This is a genomic window from Sporolactobacillus caesalpiniae, assembly GCF_040513385.1.
GTDB lineage: Bacteria > Bacillota > Bacilli > Bacillales > Sporolactobacillaceae > Sporolactobacillus.
In genome coordinates, this window is sequence record NZ_JBEVCB010000002.1 from 175,059 (window position 1) to 189,745 (window position 14,687).

At 43.7% G+C, this 14,687-nt stretch carries 12 protein-coding genes; 4 read left to right on the forward strand and 8 right to left on the reverse strand.

From position 1 onward, the window contains the following. Positions 1-68: 68 nt before the first annotated feature. The 3 genes from pyc to ABWW58_RS04330 form a co-directional block, all read right to left on the reverse strand. Entirely contained in the window at positions 69-3,512 is a 3,444-nt protein-coding gene (gene pyc / locus ABWW58_RS04320) for a pyruvate carboxylase (RefSeq protein ID WP_353868000.1), read from the reverse strand. Then, positions 3,493-4,659: an FtsW/RodA/SpoVE family cell cycle protein gene (locus ABWW58_RS04325; RefSeq protein ID WP_353868001.1), complete on the reverse strand. Its 1,167-nt coding sequence runs from the start codon at positions 4,657-4,659 to the stop codon at positions 3,493-3,495. Before ABWW58_RS04325 ends, pyc begins: the two co-directional genes overlap by 20 nt. Positions 4,660-4,860: 201 nt before the next feature. Further along, a complete protein-coding gene (locus ABWW58_RS04330) occupies positions 4,861-5,142 on the reverse strand; it encodes an Fpa/YlaN family protein (RefSeq protein WP_093671709.1) in 282 nt (93 codons plus the stop codon). 178 nt (positions 5,143-5,320) lie between these two features. On the opposite strand from ABWW58_RS04330, the gene ABWW58_RS04335 reads away from it, so the two are divergent. Together ABWW58_RS04335 and ABWW58_RS04340 are read left to right on the forward strand one after the other, a co-directional pair. Next, positions 5,321-5,533: a YlaI family protein gene (locus ABWW58_RS04335; RefSeq protein ID WP_093671707.1), complete on the forward strand. Its 213-nt coding sequence runs from the start codon at positions 5,321-5,323 to the stop codon at positions 5,531-5,533. 478 nt (positions 5,534-6,011) lie between these two features. Further along, a complete protein-coding gene (locus tag ABWW58_RS04340; protein ID WP_353868002.1) occupies positions 6,012-6,614 on the forward strand; it encodes a helix-turn-helix domain-containing protein in 603 nt (200 codons plus the stop codon). A gap of 921 nt (positions 6,615-7,535) precedes the next feature. Here ABWW58_RS04340 and typA read toward each other — a convergent pair. Next, entirely contained in the window at positions 7,536-9,389 is a 1,854-nt protein-coding gene (typA, locus tag ABWW58_RS04345) for a translational GTPase TypA (protein ID WP_353868003.1), read from the reverse strand. A 194-nt stretch (positions 9,390-9,583) separates the two neighbouring features. Here typA and ABWW58_RS04350 point away from each other — a divergent pair, with 194 nt between their 5' ends. Next, entirely contained in the window at positions 9,584-9,766 is a 183-nt protein-coding gene (locus tag ABWW58_RS04350) for a hypothetical protein (RefSeq protein WP_353868004.1), read from the forward strand. Positions 9,767-9,780: 14 nt separating this feature from the next. Here ABWW58_RS04350 and ABWW58_RS04355 read toward each other — a convergent pair whose 3' ends face one another. After that, a complete protein-coding gene (locus ABWW58_RS04355; RefSeq protein ID WP_353868005.1) occupies positions 9,781-10,611 on the reverse strand; it encodes an inositol monophosphatase family protein in 831 nt (276 codons plus the stop codon). Between the two features lie 209 nt (positions 10,612-10,820). Beyond that, positions 10,821-11,009 carry a YkzI domain-containing protein gene (locus tag ABWW58_RS04360; protein ID WP_093671697.1) on the reverse strand — a complete coding sequence of 63 codons (189 nt, stop codon included), beginning with the start codon at positions 11,007-11,009 and terminating at the stop codon, positions 10,821-10,823. 217 nt (positions 11,010-11,226) lie between these two features. Between ABWW58_RS04360 and ABWW58_RS04365 the strand changes: the two genes are divergently transcribed. Beyond that, complete coding sequence (locus ABWW58_RS04365) at positions 11,227-11,886, forward strand: YktB family protein (RefSeq protein WP_353868006.1); 660 nt, start codon at positions 11,227-11,229, stop codon at positions 11,884-11,886. Between the two features lie 60 nt (positions 11,887-11,946). On the opposite strand, the gene lpdA is transcribed toward ABWW58_RS04365, so the two are convergent. Next, a complete protein-coding gene (lpdA, locus tag ABWW58_RS04370; RefSeq protein WP_353868007.1) occupies positions 11,947-13,356 on the reverse strand; it encodes a dihydrolipoyl dehydrogenase in 1,410 nt (469 codons plus the stop codon). A gap of 2 nt (positions 13,357-13,358) precedes the next feature. Further along, positions 13,359-14,642 (reverse strand): dihydrolipoamide acetyltransferase family protein, encoded by a 1,284-nt coding sequence (locus ABWW58_RS04375; protein ID WP_353868008.1) that lies wholly within the window; start codon positions 14,640-14,642, stop codon positions 13,359-13,361. Positions 14,643-14,687 lie beyond the last annotated feature (45 nt).

Here is a 14,687-nt window from a genome sequence, read left to right on the forward strand (position 1 = left end):
AAAAAAGAGACCCAAAATGGAGAACTTTCCACTTTGGATCTCTTTCCTTTTCTCTCAGTAAAACAGGATCAATTGAGTTCGATCATCAAATCCCCTGTTTCAATGACATCATTTTCATTAACAAAAACCTTTTTGATCGTTCCGTCAACAGGAGACTGAACTGTTGTCTCCATTTTCATTGCTTCAGTGACAAGCAGATGATCACCTTTCTTAACCCGTTCACCTGAGGAGACCAAAATTTTAACAACAGTTCCGGGCATTGATGCACCGATCTGATGCGGATTATCCTTCTCTGCTTTCGCGTGAGCGACTTCAGAAGACTCGACATTCATATCTTTAATTGAAACTTCTCGTGGCTGACCATTTAATTCATAGTACAGCGTCCGTGTACCGTCCTTTTGCGGATGTCCGATCGAGATGAGTTTCACTACCAGCATTTTACCTTCTTCAATCGTAACGGAGACCTCTTCCCCAAGGCGCAATCCATAGAAAAAGGTCGGCGTGCCCAATACAGTTGTCTCGCCAAATGTGTCGATAAAATGCATATAGTCTGTATAAACTTTCGGATAAAGTGCCGCTGATAGTACTTCATGATAATTAAATTTGCGTTCAAACTTTTCTTCTAAACGCGCTTGAATGTCTGAGAAATTCACTGGATCAAGATGTTTGCCCGGACGATCAGTCAATGGCTTTCTGCCTTTAAGAATAATACTCTGCAGTTCTTTCGGAAATCCTTGATAAGGCTGCCCTAATTCGCCCATAAAAAAGTTGACGACGGAATCAGGAAAGTCGAGTGTCTGCCCTTTTTCATAAACATTGTCTTCGGTCAAGTTGTTCTGAACCATGTATAAAGTCATATCACCGACAACTTTTGAAGACGGTGTTACCTTAACGATATCGCCAAACATAAGATTGACGCGACGGTACATGTCTTTAACTTCTTCAAATCGTTCGCCTAGCCCGACAGCGATCGCCTGCTGGCGCAGATTGCTGTATTGGCCGCCCGGCATCTCAAGTTTATAAATTTCAGCATTAGATGTCTTCATGCCGCTCTCAAACGGGAAGTAATACTGACGTACTTTCTCCCAATAGTGGCTCAGTGATTCAAGCGCGTTTATATCGACATCCGGCTTGCGATCGCTGGCACTGAGTGCATAGTATAACGAGTTTACACTCGGTTGAGAAGTCATACCGGCCATCGCTTCAACGGCGACATCAACAATATCGACACCAGCTTCAATCGCGCGTACATACGTATAAATTCCATTACCGCTTGTATCATGTGTATGCAGATGAATCGGCAAAGAAACCGTATCCTTCAGCTCGGAAATCAACCGATAAGCTGCCTCAGGTTTGAGCAAACCTGCCATATCCTTTATTCCCAGAATATGAGCGCCAGCGTTTTCCAACTCTTTCGCCATCTTCTTATAGTAATCTAAATTGTACTTTGTCCGTGATCCATCCAGAATATCGCCGGTATAGCACAAAGTACCCTCAGCGATCTTCCCGCTCTCAATCACCGCGTCAAGGGCAACACGCATGCCTTCCAGCCAGTTCAAGCTGTCAAATACACGGAAGACATCAACGCCATGCTTTGCCGCCTCTTTAACAAAAGCCTTTATTAGATTATCCGGATAGTTTTTATACCCTACCGCATTTGAGCCTCGGAGCAGCATCTGCAACAAAACATTTGGCATTTCCGTTCTGATTTTGTGCAAGCGTTCCCAAGGATCTTCTCTTAAAAATCGATAACACGTATCAAAAGTCGCGCCGCCCCAAGCTTCTTCTGAAAATAAATTAGGAAGCAAGTGAGCCGTTTGCGATGCAACCCGAATAATGTCTTTTGTCCTCATGCGCGTTGCGAGCAGACTTTGATGTGCATCTCGGAACGTTGTATCCGTAAGGAGTACTTGTTTCTGTGCTTTGATCCATTCTGAAACTCCTTGCGCGCCATGTTGTTCCAGAATCTGTTTCGTACCTCCCGGATAAGGTTCAGAAAGGCGAACATCAGGAATCGGCGGCACATCAAAAACCGGCTTTTTATTTTTTGGGATACCCGGATAACCGTTAATTGTTATGTTGCCGATATAAGTCAGCATCTTAGTACCGCGGTCAAGAATTCGATCAAAGACAAAAAGTTCCGGTGTCGTATCGATAAATGTTGTGGAAACATTGCCCTCAAGAAAATCAGGATGCTGAACCACATTGATTAAGAACGGGATATTCGTCTTAATACCCCTGATCCGGAATTCCTTCAAGTTGCGCAACATTTTTACTGCCGCACTCTTGAACGTGCGTGCGGAAGTAGAAAGCTTTACAAGCAGCGAATCGTAATATGGCGTGATTACGGAACCAGTGAAGGCATTGCCAGCATCAAGTCGAACGCCAAAGCCGCCACCGCTGCGGTAAGCGACGATTTTTCCAGTGTCCGGCATAAACTGATTGCTTGGATCTTCCGTCGTTACACGACATTGAATGGCGAATCCATAGGTACGAATGTCCTTTTGTTCCGGAATCAAGACGGGATCCTCGTGTAATCCGTAACCCTCGGCAATCAGAATTTGAGAAGAAACAATATCAATCCCTGTAACTAATTCTGTAATTGTATGTTCGACCTGAACCCGTGGGTTGACCTCAATAAAATAAAAATCTCCCGACGGTGACACAAGAAATTCCACTGTTCCTGCATTTAGATAATTTACGCTTTTCATCAAACGAATGGCTGCGTCACATATTTCATGACGTAATTTCTCACCTAGCCCGCGACTTGGCGCGACTTCGACTACCTTTTGATGGCGGCGCTGCACAGAGCAATCGCGTTCATACAAATGAACAATATCCCCAGATTGATCCGCCATAATTTGCACTTCAATATGACGCGGATGATCCAGATACTTTTCAACGTATACGTCTTCCTTGCCAAAGGTCTGCTTCGCTTCTGAAGTCGCTCGCGCATAGGCTTCATCAACACCTTGCGCACTGCGGACAATCCGCATTCCACGTCCCCCGCCGCCAAGAACCGCTTTTATAATAATTGGATAACCGTGAGTCGCTCCAAATTCTTTAACATCATTAACCGAAGAGACCGGACCGCCTGAGCCTGGAATGACCGGTATATTAGCGTTTATTGCCGCTTCCCTTGCTGCCGATTTATCGCCGAAGGTAATAAGATGTTCCGCCCTCGGTCCGACAAAAATGATGCCTTCCTCAGCGCAGCGACGTGCAAAGTCGGCATTTTCAGAAAGAAAACCATAGCCGGGATGAATAGCATCGATATGATGCGTTTTGGCAACTTCAATAATACTTTCAATATCCAGATAGGCCTCAATCGGATTTTTTCCTTGGCCAACCAAATAGGATTCGTCTGCTTTATAACGATGATAGGAGCTAATGTCTTCCTTAGAATAAATGGCGACTGTCCGAATGCCTAGTTCCGTGCAGGCGCGGCAAATTCTAATTGCGATTTCGCCACGGTTGGCGATCAACAATCGTTTAATCTTTTGCTTTAACAATCTCTCTCTTCCCTTCTATTTTGCTGTTCGACCTTTTCATATTAACAAATGCAGAAATGTTCATTAATACACATACAGAGAAAATCATCATTATTAACGATGAGCCACCATAACTAACAAACGGCAGCGTGACACCCGTAATCGGCAGCAGCCCCGTAGCCGCTCCTAAATTGACAAATGTTTGTATGGCCAACATGCTTGAAATACCAATCGCAAGCAGACTGCCGAATACATCCTTGCATCGAATCGCCGTCACAAAACCCTTGAGTACAAGATAAGCCAAACAGAGAATAACGAACAGAATACCGAGCAGACCCAGTTCTTCACCTATTACCGAAATAATAAAATCTGTTTGTGGTTCAGGCAGAAAGCCTGTTTTCTCGATGCTTTGCCCTAGACCTCTCCCGGTTAGTCCGCCCGAGGCGATAGCGATATATGAATTAATCAGCTGACGACCCGTAGAATCTGCAACTGAAAAGGGATCGTATGCGGCAGTAAAACGCCCCAATTGGTTACTGCTCAGAAATTTGTTATAAAAGATCATAACGAAAAGCAGGGCGAATCCGCCTAAAAACAAAAGATGTTTTGTCCTAAGGCCTGCGCAAAGGACCATAATCGTTGAGATGCTGATCAGAATCATTGCAGTACCAAAATCCGGTTGAACAGCGATCAAAGTGAAAAAAATCATAACAACGATGAGCGGCGGAAGAACCGACGTTTTAAAGTCGGCGATCGCATTCTGCTTATTAGAAAAAGTAGACGCCAAATATAAAATAACCGTAATTTTCACAAGCTCCGCAGGCTGAATATTAAACGAACCTAGATGAAACCAAGATTGTGCATTGTTGACAGTGTTTCCTAATCCAAAAAGCATTAAAAGTAAAAACAGTGATACAATAATCAGCGGTTTGACCAGTTTTCGATACGCCTGATAGGGAAGCAGTAAGCCTACAAGTGCTGCAGGCATCGCTGCGACTACCCACATCAGCTGATGAAGAAAAAAGTAACTAGGTGGCTGTGGCTGCTCAAAAAACAGGCCCGCCCAAACAGAACCGGCGCTATAAATCATTATTAAACCGAATCCAACCAGTAGCACCATAACCACAAGAAAAGAATAATCATAATGATGCAACAGTTTTTTCAACATGAGATTCACCTGTCTGATCCATAATCGTTACATCCCGGGAAACCTCCAGAGATCATTGTTACACGTATTGATTGGTTCTGTTCGCTTTTAAATCAGCAACCAGCTCAACACATCTGGTACCTCGCATTATTTCAATGTTCGGCAGACAAAAAAGCCCAAACTACACCCAACGATTTGGCTGCAAGTTTGAGCAATTTGATATTATTTCTGTGTCGATGCTTCGTGAAGTGCGGAAACCTGTCGCTCAAGTGAGCTCAACAATTCTCTGCCTTCATCTGCACGCACAAGACCGAGGCGAACCGCGAAGTCAATCTCACGGGACAAACCGAACATTTGAGTATCCAATACTTCTTCATACAGGGGGCATTGGGGCATAGTCAAATTATCCATCTGCACTCCTATCAGCTTCAGAATTTTCTGTGCGTCGGCCTGCAACAATTCATAGGCCTTTTCACGTTTGCCTATCTTTATTTCGACTGACATTCTGCTCCCCCCTTGTCTCAATTACTTGCCTAAATTTTATCTTACCCTCTGTTATGCTAAAATGCAAGATTAATCACAATTCACCTTAGTATATGATCAACTAGTCACACGGCTCTAGCCTGCCATGCTTCACTAATTATACCAAAACCTGCTATACTATCTCCAAGGAGGTTTTTTCATGCAAGTTAAATGCGCTCTATGTGAAAAGCTCTGTCAAATTGATAATCAATCCGCGATCGCCAAGCGGCTCAAAAATCGGCCGATTCATACGTATCTCTGTGATTCGTGCAACAAAAGAATTGGCGAACGGACCCGCGCTCGTTGGGCGACCGGAAAGTTTACGCTGCACCTTCCTATAAGCGAAGAGAAAAAGAAAAGTAAACGTTCCTGATTAAGGAACAGTCGATTATTCTGAGAACAGAAAAAGTTTGCGCTATAAGCTACGTCCATAATAAAGAAGTATTTGTTCAGCATACGCCATAGCCCCAATTGGCTATGGCGTATGCTGTTTCTTTCGTTCATTTCCGGAAGTACAATTACACCGATAGATTTCTACCTCCCATACTTAGTTTCGGCTGCCCTTGTCTGGAGCGTGAACAATGACTTTTTATACAAGCTCATTGATTTCGGTAGGTGTTTTTTACCGTGGTAAGGAAACAGTCAACGCCAGAGCCTGTTCTTCGTCCCCGGTCAGTTCTGCCATGCCGCCACCTTCACCATTTTCATAGCATCCATATACTAATTTTGGAATGCTACGCAACGTTGCAAAGATGATATAAAGCGTTTCTTAATATAAATTAATTCCATAGTACAATGAAAATGTAGCAAGATAAATGCTCGAATCGTTCGATTTAAGGAGGTAGTATTTTATGACTTTAGGTGAAAAAATTAAAGAGGCAAGAGCAGCGGGTGGGCTTACTCAGGAGGAATTGGCAAGCAAGCTGATGGTATCTCGCCAGGCTGTTACAAAATGGGAAACAGACAAAGGCATTCCAGATGTTGAAAACTTAAAATTAATTTCAAACTTGCTTGGCATTAGTGTTGATTATTTATTGGATGATGAAGAACGTTTGGAAAAATCCATAATTAGGGAACCAATCACCCTGTCTCAATACGGCAAGAAGAGAAAAAAAGTAATAAAAGATAAGGTTGTACGGGAAAAATATCCAAATGCCGTAATTCATACATTGATGAGAATTCAGAAGAATACGAAACAGGAAAAAATAATTGATAACTTAGTAGGTTTTTTGACTGATGCGCCATTCGGAATCCCTAACATAATCAACAACGTGAAAAATATAGATAAGGAATTTTATTTGGTGTTGAAAGGAGACAAACAATTTTTTGTGATCGTTACCGATGAATTTATCGAAAGCAGACAAATGGTTCACAAGGTTATGAATCAAAAGAATGAAAAGTTTGATATTGATCATTTTCAATTCACAAATTGCGGACCAATTGTAAATGCATAATAGAGCAACGAATGAGGCAGTCGCCCTTACAGCTTAATTCTCCCCCCATTAGAAAAACCGGACAAAAATCGCCCGGTTTTTACTGTGCTTGAACAGACATTTCTATTTCACACTGGTAGGAAAGTATAAGAAAACATTTAAAAGAAACGAGTAGGAGGAGATAATTTCTCCGACCTCTCACACCACCGTACGTACAGATCCGTTACGGCGGCTCCTTAACTTGCGTGCAGACGCTCATACTGTTGAAGCCAATCTTTCATACCCCAACAGGTGAGCTTTTTGTTCGTCACAGCCCGGTGCATCGTTTTACTCCGAGAAAGACGCCAGTATCCCTTTCGGCTCGCCGCCAGTTTCAAGGATTCATCATGATCAATGCCTAGCTTTGCCTCCGGCTTCCTTCAGATTCCTCCTCACGATGGACCCCTTGCCTTTAGCTAACAGTCCCTACTGCCAAGCCTGTAGCGGACTTTCACCGCCAAGCTGTCGTCCATGCCGGGCGCACACGAGTAAAATAAGCGGAGATTTTCCGCTTATTTGCATCATGGCGCCTGTTTTACAGGTAAATAAGGGTAATTTTTCCGCTTATGCACAGAAAAGCCCTCCATTTTCACGTTTTTCGATTCGATAAGCGGAATTTTTCCGTCTATTTAAGCATTTTTTTCATTCATTTTCTAATTAAGCGAAATTTTTCCGTTTATTTCTCAGATTGGCCCCTAACCTGATCACCCACCCAATCGCGGGTCTTATGACCTTAATGTCGTACCAGCAAGGCAAAACGCTAAACTTTCTTTACCTAACAAAAAACGGACAATCAGCTTTACGCCGATTGTCCGTCTTTTGTTATATATTCCCTTGACACTTGCCGACTACTTGGTGTCAGCTAAAAGTCGCAGCCGTTTTTTATGTTTTAAGTTTTGAAGATCAGCCGTTGAACTTAGGAATTTTACTTCCGCGTCTTTCGTAACGTTCACGCTCACCCTTATTTAGGATCTTCTTGCGCATACGAACGCTCTGCGGTGTGATTTCACAATATTCATCATCGTTCAAATAGGATAGTGAATCTTCAAGAGACAATTTACGTGCTTCCTTCAACGTCACCGTTTGATCCTTATTTGATGAACGCACGTTCGATGCGTGTTTAGCCTTTGTTACGTTTACCGTCAAATCATTTTCACGGTTATGTTCACCAACGATCATTCCTTCGTAGACGTTGACGCCAGGACCAACAAACATTTCACCGCGATCTTCAAGAGCCGCTAAGGAATAAGCAGTTGTTTGACCCTGATCCATAGAAATGAGCACACCGTTGCGACGTCCGCCAATTTCTTCTTTGATGAATGGAGCGAAGTGATCGAACGTGTGATTCAGGATTCCATAACCGCGTGTGTCTGCCATGAACTGACGGTTATAACCAATCAAACCACGAGAAGGAATCATGAAAGTCAGACGTGTCTGGCCCGGTTGTTCCTGCCTCATATCTTTCAATTCGGCCTTACGTTTCCCCATTGATTCAATAACTGCGCCCAAATAATCTTCAGGCACATCAATTTGGACGGCTTCATAAGGTTCGCATAGTTTTCCGTCAACTTCTTTTGTGATAACACTTGGTTTCGACACAGACAATTCATAGCCTTCACGACGCATCGTTTCAATCAGAATCGACAAGTGAAGTTCGCCACGTCCGGACACTATCCAAGAATCATGCGAGATTGAGTCCGATTCAACCTTCAAGCTGACGTCACGTTCCATCTCGGAAAGAAGACGATCTTCAATCTTTCGGCTCGTGACATGGTCACCTTCCTGTCCCGCAAACGGGCTCGTATTCGGAAGGAATGTCATCTTCAAGGTCGGTTCGTCGATACGCAATGGAGCAAGCGGATCCACATGGTCAACATCATTGATTGTGTCACCAATATCAATATCCGAAACGCCGGTAATCGCAATAATATCACCTGAGTACGCTTCTTCAATTTCTGTTCTCTTCAGAGCATGATAACCAAACAGCTTAGTGATCCGGAACTTTTCTACGCTCTTTCCGCCGTCTTTAACCAAAACCGCTTCTTCGCCAAGCTTAATCTTGCCACGATATATGCGACCGATACCGATACGGCCAACATAGTCATTATAGTCGAGCATCGTAACTTGGAACTGCAAGCTTTCGTCACGATTTTCAACAGGGGCCGGAGCGTATTTCAGAATCATATCCAAAACAACGCTCATATCCTGATCAACGTGTTCCGGATCCGTACCCGCAACGCCATTCACCGCTGAAGTGTACACAACAGGGAATTCGAGCTGATCTTCGTCGGCACCAAGGTCAATAAATAAGTCAATAACTTCATCGACAACTTCCGCAGGTCTTGCCATTGGCTTGTCGATTTTATTGACGACAACAATCGGCTTCAGGTGTTCTTCCAAGGCTTTCTTCAATACAAACCGTGTTTGCGGCATGCATCCTTCATAAGCATCGACAAGCAAAAGAACGCTGTCTACCATCTTCATGATGCGTTCAACTTCACCACCAAAATCGGCGTGTCCGGGCGTATCCACAATATTTATTGTATGGTCTTTATAAGAAAGACTCGTATTCTTCGCCAATATTGTAATGCCGCGTTCCCGTTCAATTGCGTTTGAGTCCATTGCGCGTTCGTTAATGTGTTGATTCTTACGGAAAGTACCCGATTGCATCAACAATTTGTCAACCAAAGTTGTTTTGCCGTGGTCGACGTGTGCGATAATCGCGATATTCCGCAATTCTTCCCTAAATTTTGTCATTTATTCTTTACTCTCCTCATAATATCCAATCGCTTCGCGTGAGATAGCCGAAACATACACATGCAAATCATTCTCTCATAATAAACTGTAAGTTGTCAATTTTTTCTGCAGCCGTTGAAAAAAATTTTGTGGGAATTGCGTATCCTTTGTGCTTTATTATTATTCGTTTTATCCTAGCTTAAGGAGATGATATTATGTTCCGCAAATTTCTTTATTTGATTATTTTCATCGTCGCTGTTTGTCTTGCAGGAATTGCTGCAGGTATGATTTTCTCGCGCCCGCTGCTCACTTTGCTCTCGGCATTTGCTGTCATTCTATTCATGTGGCTAGGCTTCATGGTAAAGGCGATGGAGCAGAAAAGGAAACTTCACAAGTAATTTTCTATGATGGCTTACTTCGGCTCGCTGATAAATTTTCCTTTTTTGACCTGTTTCTGAATATGGTCAACTATATAGGCATGAAGACCGGGGCGTGCAGCTAAAACAGATGTTTTTTCTAGGATGTCAATAGGCGTTCCATCTGCTCTTGAATAACAGCCGCCAACTTCACTTAAGAGGATTAACCCTGCTCCATAATCCCATGGTGAGAGCCGCATTGTGAAATACGCGTCCAGATAACCGGCGGCAACATAGGCAAGTTCTAGCGATGCCGCTCCATAGGCACGCGTTCCGCTGCTGCGCCTTACAATGTCTGTCATGATTTCTTCATCAATTCTGCGATTGGGCTTTAACCATGTCGCACTCAGGTCAATCAGCGCGTCCTCGATCGTCACTTCTGTTAGTTTAGGCAGTTTTTTGGCATTTTGGTAGGCACCGTGGCCCGTCAAACAATGAAACAATTCGTCCCCCATGACATCATAGATGAACGCCGCCTTGCCCTTACCATTTTCATAAATACCAATGGATATCGCAAAAAAACGCTTTTGCATGACAAAGTTCAAGGTTCCGTCAATTGGATCGAGCAGCCAAAGGACTCCCGCTTTATCCTTAACCCCGTCGCCGTAACCTTCTTCTGATATAATCTTATCATCCGGATATGCTGTTCTGATTTTCTCTACAAGGTATCGTTCAATCGAACGATCCATATTTGTCACTAAATCATTGTGTGCGCTTTTTTCACTGATTTCAAGCGGCAGAGATAACGAGTCTCTCAATTGATCCGCTGCTTCTTTGATCCAATCGATTACTTGTTTTCCAAGAACCATCCAATCCCTTTGTTCCATTCATCGTTCACTCCGATCCCGCATCATCCAGTCAGTTCTCAAATAACTTTCCAAGTTCTGCCACTGCAACTTATTCATTAAAAATAATAGTACATCATTTTGAAGCAAAAAGAAAAACCACCGCCTGGGGTTAACGGTGATCGAGATACTTAGACACTGCTCTATTTACCATTTTAAAAAGATGAAACTTACACTACTAAAGTGCGATCCTAGATTTCGAGAAGCAGCATTTCACGACGCAACGCTTCCAGTCTTTTCTTACATTGATCAATGGTTTTGTAATCTTTTTTTATTAGTGCCTGGTGCAGTGTCGTAAGCTCTGTGTCAATTGCGACGCGTACTTGAGGAATTCTCTTTTCCGCATCCTTCCTGTTCAGAGTCTGATTAATCTGTTTCATGGCGGATGCCACATCCCTTCACTTTTATTTCCAAAAAGGGTTAACGAACAGGACACTAATTAACTACCCGATTTTTTCTAATTGTTCTTCTAGTTTATGCGAATACATCATGCGTATTGCCATAAAAAGCATCGTTTTTAAAAAGAACCGAACCCAATTTTTTGATTCAAGCTGTGATAAACTATAAATGATATTGCCTAAAGAAAGGATGGACAAAATGTCACAAAGTGGTTTCACAGAACACGATTTCGAATTAATGCGTTTGCCTGGTTTAGAAAATCGGATGCACGCGATTCGTGAGCAGATACAGCCAAAGTTCAGTCGCTTGGCTGACCATTTGGCTTCTTTTTTAAATGAGCGTGCCGAGGTGCCTTTTTATCCCCATATCGCCCGCCACGCGCGTCGTACCGTTAATCCTCCGGATAGTACTTGGCTGGCGCTCGCTCAGGACAAGAGAGGCTATAAAAAACATCCGCATTTTCAATTTGGCATTTGGCCAACACATTTATTTTTCTGGTTGGCGATTATTGAAGAATATCCAGACAAAAAACGCTTTGGTGACGCTCTGCTTGGACGCCTTCCGGAGATCTTCCAGTCAACACCTTCCTACTTTTCGTGGTCTGCGGATCATATGAAGGATGAAACTATGCTTCATCACGATCTTGATGAACACCAATTGGAGCAATTATTTTTGCGCTTGACAAAGATTAAAAAAGCAGAGCTGCTTTGCGGTGTCGTTATTTCCAAACAGGAAGCGATCACTAAAACTGAAAATGATCTTACCTCTTATTTGGAAGAACAAGTAACAAAATTACTCCCCCTATACACATTAGCCCGTTCATGTTCCGGGTTATCTGTAACTGGAATGAACATTTAAGATCTAAACCCAAACACCCTGAGCGAGAGAAGCACTCAGGGTGTTTGGGTTATTCACTTTTTATTTCGCTATATGAATTGGGTGACCGAGAACCACGTCAGCTGCTTCCATCGCGATTTCACCTAGTGTTGGATGTGCATGTATCGTTAACGCAATGTCCTCAACAGTCATACCGGATTCTATGGCCAAACCAAATTCAGCAATCATGTCACTGGCACTGGTACCGACAATTTGCGCACCAAGAACCAACCCGTCTGAAGCGCGGGATACTATTTTTAAAAAGCCGTCTGACTCGCCAAGGGAAAGCGCGCGTCCGTTTGCCGCAAATGGGAACTGGCCGGTTTTCACTTCATACCCTTCTTTGACCGCTTCTTCTTCGGATAATCCAACGGACGCAATTTCAGGATCTGAGAAAACTACGGCAGGCATCGCCCGATAATCGACTTCCGACGCTTCGCCGCTAATCGCTTCTGCGGCAATTTTTCCTTCATAGGAAGCCTTATGCGCGAGCGCGAGACCAGGCACAATATCGCCAATTGCGTAAATCTTATCGTTTGATGTCTTACCCTGTTTGTCGACTTTGATAAGGCCACGTTCGGCGAGCTCGACACCCGCTAAATCCAGACCGAGGTCTTTGGTATTTGATCGGCGTCCAACGGTAACCATGACGTAATCCGCATCAAAAACTTGTGCTTTTCCTTTGACTTCAGCAGTCACAGCAACACCTGTCTCCGATTCCTCAACACCCTTTGCCAAGGCGTTCGTATAAATGGTAACACCTTTTGCCTTGAGCTTCTTTTTCACGGGAGCAATTAACCGCTTTTCAAAAGCAGGCAAAATAGAAGGTGTTCCCTCCAGGATCACGACTTCGGTACCAAATCCTGCGAACGCTGAGCTTAATTCAATACCGATGTATCCGCCGCCGATTACTACCATTTTCTTAGGTACTTCTTTTAATGCAAGGGCGCCGGTTGAAGACAGCACACGATTGCTCCACTTAAACCCGGGAATTTCAATAGGACTTGAACCCGTCGCAATGATGCAATGATTGAATTTATAGCGTGATGATTCATAGCCATGATTGACACGAACAACATCTGTATCAACGAATAAAGCTTCACCTTCAACAAGTTCAATACCATGGGCTTTGAAAAGACCTTTTACGCCTCCGGTCAGGCGCTCAACGACTTGACCTTTCCATTCTTGAACCTTCAGAAAGTCAATAGTCACGTTCTCAGCTTTAACTCCAAAAGCTTCAGAATGATTCATCTGCTCAAAACGATGGCTTGCTGAGATCAGAGCTTTTGAAGGAATACAGCCTACATTGAGACAGACACCTCCGACATGCTCTTTTTCAATGACGATTACACTTTGCCCTAGCTGAGCTGCGCGAATTGCGGCAACATAGCCACCAGGTCCGGCTCCAATGACGACCGTATCTACTTCTGTGGTAAATTCTCCTACTACCATCTCTACCCCTCCAAGATAAGGCGTTGTGGATCAATTAACAACCTTTTTATTTTGTTCATTGCCCTCTGAGCTGTCGCACCGTCGATCAGACGGTGATCGAAGCTCATAGACAGAGCAAGCATAGGTGCAGCGACAATCTCTCCATCACGAATGATGGCCTTTTCCGAGATCCTTCCGACTCCTAGAATGGCGGACTCAGGCTGATTAATCACAGGGGTAAACCATTGGCCGCCTTCAGAGCCAATATTCGAAATTGTACACGTTCCGCCTTTCATATCCTCTGGAGTCAGTTTACCTGTACGCGCTTTTTCCGCTAAGTGTTGAATTTCAGTGGCGATCGCGTACATAGACTTTGATTCCGCATGTTTAACTACCGGTACTACCAGTCCTGCATCCGTATTTGCCGCAATGCCGATATTATAATAATGTTTATAGATTATTTCCTGATTCTCTTCATCAAGGGAAGCATTAAGCATTGGGAACTCCTTAAGCGCTGAAACGAGCGCTTTTACAATATACGGAAGATAGGTCAATTTTACGCCAATCTCTTGTGCTTCCTGCTTAAAACGTTTTCGATGAGCCACTAGTTTCGTCACATCCACATCATCCATTAGTGTGACATGTGGCGCAGTTTGCATCGAATGAGACGTAGCTCGCGCAATTGCTCGTCTCATGCCGATAAATTTTTCACGACTCTCTGTTCCGCTTTCTTGAAAATTTTGAAGAGCATCTTCATTCTCTGCCGTCTTCTCTGTCAATTTCTCTGATGCTTCCTGATTCGCGTCACGCTTCTCTTCAGGCGCAGTCAGGAAATGGTCAATATCTTCTTTAAGGATACGTCCGTTTCGACCAGTTCCCGATATGAGTTTAATGTTGACTCCATGGTCTCTAGCATATTTTCGTACAGATGGCATAGCAATTACACTTACGGATTGGGTCTCTCCACGAGAGTCATCCTCGGTTGGTATCACCGTCGAATTTTCCTGTTCCGCCGCGGCAAATTGACTAGTTTCCTCTTGCGGCGCATGATCGGCTTCGTTGTCTGCCTCATCTGATTGAAGTGTAATGACCACTGTTCCTACTTCAACGACTTGACCTTCCTCAGCATTCAGTTCCAGAACTGTCCCGTTCACAGGAGAAGGGATTTCGACAACCGCTTTATCATTTTGAACCTCTGCCAACGGATCATCCTCATGGACGGTATCCCCTGGTTTCACAAACCATTTCAGAATTTCACCTTCGTGGATTCCTTCACCAATGTCCGGCAGTTTAAACAAATAGGCCAATGGCACTCACTCCTTCACGTCCTTGAACAAAGTCTGTTCATCTGA

Bases quoted from the DNA above. Each gene is read 5' to 3' on its own strand.
- typA (WP_353868003.1), bottom strand. From the start codon at position 9,389: ATGACAAAATTTAGGGAAGAATTGCGGAATATCGCGATTATCGCACAC.
- ABWW58_RS04365 (WP_353868006.1), top strand. From the start codon at position 11,227: ATGTCACAAAGTGGTTTCACAGAACACGATTTCGAATTAATGCGTTTG.
- ABWW58_RS04330 (WP_093671709.1), bottom strand. From the start codon at position 5,142: ATGTCAGTCGAAATAAAGATAGGCAAACGTGAAAAGGCCTATGAATTG.
- ABWW58_RS04360 (WP_093671697.1), bottom strand. From the start codon at position 11,009: ATGAAACAGATTAATCAGACTCTGAACAGGAAGGATGCGGAAAAGAGA.
- ABWW58_RS04335 (WP_093671707.1), top strand. From the start codon at position 5,321: ATGCAAGTTAAATGCGCTCTATGTGAAAAGCTCTGTCAAATTGATAAT.
- ABWW58_RS04350 (WP_353868004.1), top strand. From the start codon at position 9,584: ATGTTCCGCAAATTTCTTTATTTGATTATTTTCATCGTCGCTGTTTGT.
- ABWW58_RS04340 (WP_353868002.1), top strand. From the start codon at position 6,012: ATGACTTTAGGTGAAAAAATTAAAGAGGCAAGAGCAGCGGGTGGGCTT.
- lpdA (WP_353868007.1), bottom strand. From the start codon at position 13,356: ATGGTAGTAGGAGAATTTACCACAGAAGTAGATACGGTCGTCATTGGA.
- ABWW58_RS04355 (WP_353868005.1), bottom strand. From the start codon at position 10,611: ATGGAACAAAGGGATTGGATGGTTCTTGGAAAACAAGTAATCGATTGG.
- ABWW58_RS04325 (WP_353868001.1), bottom strand. From the start codon at position 4,659: ATGTTGAAAAAACTGTTGCATCATTATGATTATTCTTTTCTTGTGGTT.